The organism is Collinsella sp. BM28, assembly GCF_054551995.1.
This window is the reverse complement of the sequence record NZ_JBTOLJ010000002.1, coordinates 1-5452: the sequence shown is the minus strand read 5'-3', so window position 1 is coordinate 5452 and position 5452 is coordinate 1. Positions and strand designations below refer to the sequence as shown.

The following is a 5452-nucleotide window of genomic DNA, read 5'->3' as shown; positions in this document are numbered from 1 at the left end:
GCCCCTCCGACTCTGGCAATATATCTCCTTGCCGCGCGGGTGGCCGAGTGAAGACGAGGCCGGGAAGACCCGCGGCGGGTACCTTGAGAACCGGATACCGCGAAGAGACGGAAGTAAGTGGAGACACCATTTATAAGGTGTCAGCAGTGATGTACTTTTCGAGATCAGTTGTGTAAGGTCTGACTTAGTCAGGCCCCGTTCAACTTTTCCTTAACCAGTTTACTGAAACGCTAACACATCGAATGGAATCCGATTCAGCGAGATGCTGGTCGGGACGGGCACTCCGCGCCCACCATGATCGCGACCGGACGCAGCGTCCGGCCATCATAATTGGACGGAGAGTTCGATCCTGGCTCAGGATGAACGCTGGCGGCGCGCCTAACACATGCAAGTCGAACGGCACCCCCCTTCGGGGGGAAGCGAGTGGCGAACGGCTGAGTAACACGTGGAGAACCCGCCCCCTCCTCCGGGATAGCCTCGGGAAACCGTGGGTAATACCGGATGACCCCGGCAGGCCGCATGGCCGGCCGGGCAAAGCCCAGACGGGAGGGGATGGCTCCGCGGCCCATCAGGTAGACGGCGGGGTGACGGCCCACCGTGCCGACGACGGGTAGCCGGGTTGAGAGACCGACCGGCCAGATTGGGACTGAGACACGGCCCAGACTCCTACGGGAGGCAGCAGTGGGGAATCTTGCGCAATGGGGGGAACCCTGACGCAGCGACGCCGCGTGCGGGACGAAGGCCCTCGGGTCGTAAACCGCTTTCAGCAGGGATGAGACAAGACGGTACCTGCAGAAGAAGCCCCGGCTAACTACGTGCCAGCAGCCGCGGTAATACGTAGGGGGCGAGCGTTATCCGGATTCATTGGGCGTAAAGCGCGCGTAGGCGGCCCGGCAGGCAGGGGGTCAAATGGCGGGGCTCAACCCCGTCCCGCCCCCTGAACCGCCGGGCTCGGGTCCGGTAGGGGAGGGTGGAACACCCGGTGTAGCGGTGGAATGCGCAGATATCGGGTGGAACACCGGTGGCGAAGGCGGCCCTCTGGGCCGAGACCGACGCTGAGGCGCGAAAGCTGGGGGAGCGAACAGGATTAGATACCCTGGTAGTCCCAGCCGTAAACGATGGACGCTAGGTGTGGGGGGACGATCCCTCCGTGCCGCAGCCAACGCATTAAGCGTCCCGCCTGGGGAGTACGGCCGCAAGGCTAAAACTCAAAGGAATTGACGGGGGCCCGCACAAGCAGCGGAGCATGTGGCTTAATTCGAAGCAACGCGAAGAACCTTACCAGGGCTTGACATATGGGTGAAGCGGGGGAGACCCCGTGGCCGAGAGGAGCCCATACAGGTGGTGCATGGCTGTCGTCAGCTCGTGTCGTGAGATGTTTGGTTAAGTCCAGCAACGAGCGCAACCCCCGCCGCATGTTGCCAGCACCTCGGGTGGGCACCCATGCGGGACCGCCGGAGTCAATCCGGAGGAGGGCGGGGACGACGTCAAGTCATCATGCCCCTTATGCCCTGGGCTGCACACGTGCTACAATGGCCGGTACAGCGGGATGCGATGGCGCGAGCCGGAGCGGATCCCTGAAAGCCGGCCCCAGTTCGGATTGGGGGCTGCAACCCGCCCCCATGAAGTCGGAGTTGCTAGTAATCGCGGATCAGCATGCCGCGGTGAATGCGTTCCCGGGCCTTGTACACACCGCCCGTCACACCACCCGAGTCGTCTGCACCCGAAGTCGCCGGCCCAACCGTTTGGGGGGAGGCGCCGAAGGTGTGGAGGGTGAGGGGGGTGAAGTCGTAACAAGGTAGCCGTACGGGAACGTGCGGCTGGATCACCTCCTTTCTAGGGAGCACGAGGCTTTCTGAAAGCACTAGAGAATCAGATCTCACAAGTTACGGCGCAGGTGTGCCCGAGTCTCCGCCCCCCGCCCCTTCGCGTGTCCGGTCCCCGGGGTCACCCCGCGTACCTTGAGAGCCGCATAGCGACAAGACGGATCTATTTATTGATCTGATCGATTCTTCTATATAGAGATATGAGATACATATCTTCCAATCTGCAAACATATAGTAAGTTGCATGACGATCGCCGGTGACGCACGTCACCGAGCGTATGCGACACCCAGACATTCAAGTGTCTAGATACGGCGTCCCGTCCCGGTTGGGGCGGGAAGATATCTAGGGCGCACGGCGGATGCCTTGGCACATGGAGCCGACGAAGGACGCGGCAAGCTGCGATAATCCGCGGTTAGGGGCACACACCCTTCGACCCGCGGGTCTCCGAATGGGCGAACCCGCCAGGAGAAGTCCTGGCACCCTCCGGATGAACACATAGTCCGGAGGGGGACAACCCGGGGAACTGAAACATCTAAGTACCCGGAGGAAGAGAAATCAACATCGAGATTCCCCGAGTAGCGGCGAGCGAAAGGGGACCTAGGCCAAACCGTGGAGCGGGCGGGCGCCAGCCTATACCGCCCACGGGGTTGCAGGGCCTCCCGCCCGGGAGCTGGCGCTCCCGGCGGGGAACCGTCCAGGGGAGCCGAACGGCATGGGAAGGCCGGCGGCACAGGGTTAGGGCCCCGTAGGCGCACCCTGGGACGGACCCCGGAGGAGGCTCCTGAGTAGGGCCGGGCACGTGAAACCCGGTCCGAACCCGGGGGGACCACCCTCCAAGCCTGAATACTCCCATGTGACCGATAGCGCACCAGTACCGTGAGGGAAAGGTGAAAAGCACCCCGGGAGGGGAGTGAAACAGTACCTGAAACCGTGCGCCCGCAAGGCGTCGGAGCCGGCTCGTTCCGGTGACGGCGTGCCTTTTGTAGAATGAGCCAGCGAGTTGCTGGCACGCGGCGAGGTTAAGCTATGGAAGCGAGCCGGAGCGAAAGCGAGTCCGAAACGGGCGACATGAGTCGCGTGCCGCAGACGCGAAGCCGGGTGAGCTATCCCTGGGCAGGCTGAAGCGGGGGTAAGACCCCGTGGAGGGCCGAACGGACGTACGTTGAAAAGTGCGCCGATGACCTGGGGATAGGGGTGAAAGGCCTATCAAACCCGGAGATATCTCGTTCTCCCCGAAATAGCTTTAGGGCTAGCGTCGCGCGTTAACCGCCGGAGGTAGAGCACCGGATCGATGAGGGGGCTTCGCCGCCTACCGATTCGAACCGAACTCCGAATGCCGGTCGGTCCAGAGCGCGGCAGTCAGAGCATGTGGGCTAAGCTGTGTGCTCGAGAGGGAAACAGCCCAGACCGCCCGCTAAGGCCCCCAATTCTCAGTTAAGTGGCAAAGGATGTGCGTCCGCGCAGACAACCAGGAGGTTGGCTTAGAAGCAGCCACCCCTTCAAAGAGTGCGTAACAGCTCACTGGTCGAGTGGACATGCGCCGACAATACACGGGGCTAAACTGAGAGCCGAAGCGGCGGCAACGATCATTCGTTGGGTAGGGGAGCGTCCCCAGCGGGGCGAAGCCGGAGGGTCACCGACGGTGGACTGCTGGGGAGTGAGAATGCTGGCATGAGTAGCGAGAGACGAGAGAGTAACTCGTCCGCCGTAAACCCGAGGTTTCCTGGGCGAGGCTAATCCTCCCAGGGTCAGTCGGGGGCTAAGCCGAGGGCGGAGGCCGTAGGCGAAGCGCAGCAGGTGGACATTCCTGCACCGGAGATGCACCGTCACGACCGACGGGGCGACGGATTGGGGTGGCTCGGCGGGGTTCTGGACGTCCCCGTGATGGAGCGCGGCCCGGAGACCAGGCAAATCCGGTCTCCACGGAGGGCGAGGCTCCGGACGAAGCGACTGAGCGAAGCGAGTGAGCCCGTGGTCCCCAGAAAAACCCCTAGGCAGGGGCATCTCCGCCCGTACCGCAAACCGACACAGGTGGGTGGGTAGAACATACCGAGGCGATCGGGTCAACCATGGTCAAGGAACTCGGCAAAATGGCCCCGTAACTTCGGGAGAAGGGGCGCCGGCGCGTACGTGGACCCACTCGCTGGGCGAGCGGAGGCCGGCCGCAGTGAAGAGGCCCAATCGACTGTTTACCAAAAACACAGGACTCTGCAGAAGGCGAGAGCCGACGTATAGGGTCTGACGCCTGCCCGGTGCCGGAAGGTCACGCGGAGGGGTTAGCCGCGAGGCGAAGCCCCGAAGCCAAGCCCCGGTAAACGGCGGCCGTAACTATAACGGTCCTAAGGTAGCGAAATTCCTTGTCGGGTAAGTTCCGACCTGCACGAAAGGCGCAACGAATTGGGCGCTGTCTCGACCATGGACCCGGTGAAATTCCACTAGTCGTGAAGATGCGACTTACCCGCGGAAGGACGGAAAGACCCCGTGAACCTTCACTGCAGCTTGGCATTGGCCGCTGGCCCGTCGCGTAGAGGATAGGCGGGAGGCTTCGAAGCCCGGGCGCCAGCCCGGGTGGAGCCGACCTTGGAATACCGCCCTCGGCGCGCCGGCGTCCTAACCCCGGGCCGTGATCCGGCCGGGGGACCGTGCCAGGTGGGTAGTTTGACTGGGGCGGTCGCCTCCCAAAGGGTAACGGAGGCGCGCGAAGGTCCGCTCGGGACGGTCGGCAACCGTCCTCAATGAGTGCAAGAGCGTAAGCGGGCTTGACTGCGAGGCAGACACGCCGAGCAGGTGCGAAAGCAGGCTCTAGTGATCCGGCGGCCCCGCGTGGGTGGGCCGTCGCTCAACGGATAAAAGGTACTCCGGGGATAACAGGCTGATCTTGCCCAAGAGTCCACATCGACGGCAAGGTTTGGCACCTCGATGTCGGCTCATCGCATCCTGGGGCTGGAGCAGGTCCCAAGGGTACGGCTGTTCGCCGTTTAAAGCGGTACGCGAGCTGGGTTCAGAACGTCGTGAGACAGTTCGGTCCCTATCCTCCGCGGGCGCAGGAGAATCGAGGGAGGCTGCCCCTAGTACGAGAGGACCGGGGTGGACGCACCTCTGGTGAACCGGTTGTCGACCAACGGCACGGCCGGGTAGCCACGTGCGGCGCGGATAACCGCTGAAGGCATCTAAGCGGGAAGCCGTTCCCGAGATCAGTTCTCCTTCCGGTAAGGGCCCAGGTAGACTACCTGGTCGATAGGCGGCAGGTGCAAGCGCGGCGACGCGCTCAGCCGAGCCGTACTAATAGCCCGAGCTCTTACCCGCATCCGACCGGCGGGACGCCATACTAACGTATCTAAGGTGTCGCGTCGTCACGGTCAGGTCGATCTCGGATCCGCCGCGGAAGTCGCTGTGCGGCCCTCAGGGCACGCGCGTGTCACCCGGGTGGACGGTACGAGAGCCGCCCACCGGTCAGCGGCCATTGCGTGCGGGGCACGCCCGGTCCCATTCCGAACCCGGAAGCTAAGCCGCACCGCGCCGATGGTACTGCGGGGGAAGCCCGTGGGAGAGCAGGGCGCCGCTGACCGGTGGACGGCTCTCGCCCCCTTGCGGGGGCGAGTCGAGGGGGGAGCGCGAGCTCCCCC

3 rRNA genes are annotated in these 5452 nt (G+C 63.7%); all 3 read left to right on the top strand.

The features are described from left to right. Positions 1 to 331: 331 nt before the first annotated feature. The 3 genes from ACX9NZ_RS08850 (at position 332) to rrf (ending at position 5394) form a co-directional block, all read left to right on the top strand. Positions 332 to 1836, top strand: a 16S ribosomal RNA gene (locus tag ACX9NZ_RS08850). Between the two features lie 321 nt (positions 1837 to 2157). Then, positions 2158 to 5133: ribosomal RNA gene (locus ACX9NZ_RS08845) — 23S ribosomal RNA — on the top strand. Between the two features lie 145 nt (positions 5134 to 5278). Beyond that, positions 5279 to 5394: ribosomal RNA gene (gene rrf / locus ACX9NZ_RS08840) — 5S ribosomal RNA — on the top strand. Together the 16S, 23S and 5S rRNA genes form the textbook arrangement of a ribosomal RNA operon. Positions 5395 to 5452: the final 58 nt, after the last annotated feature.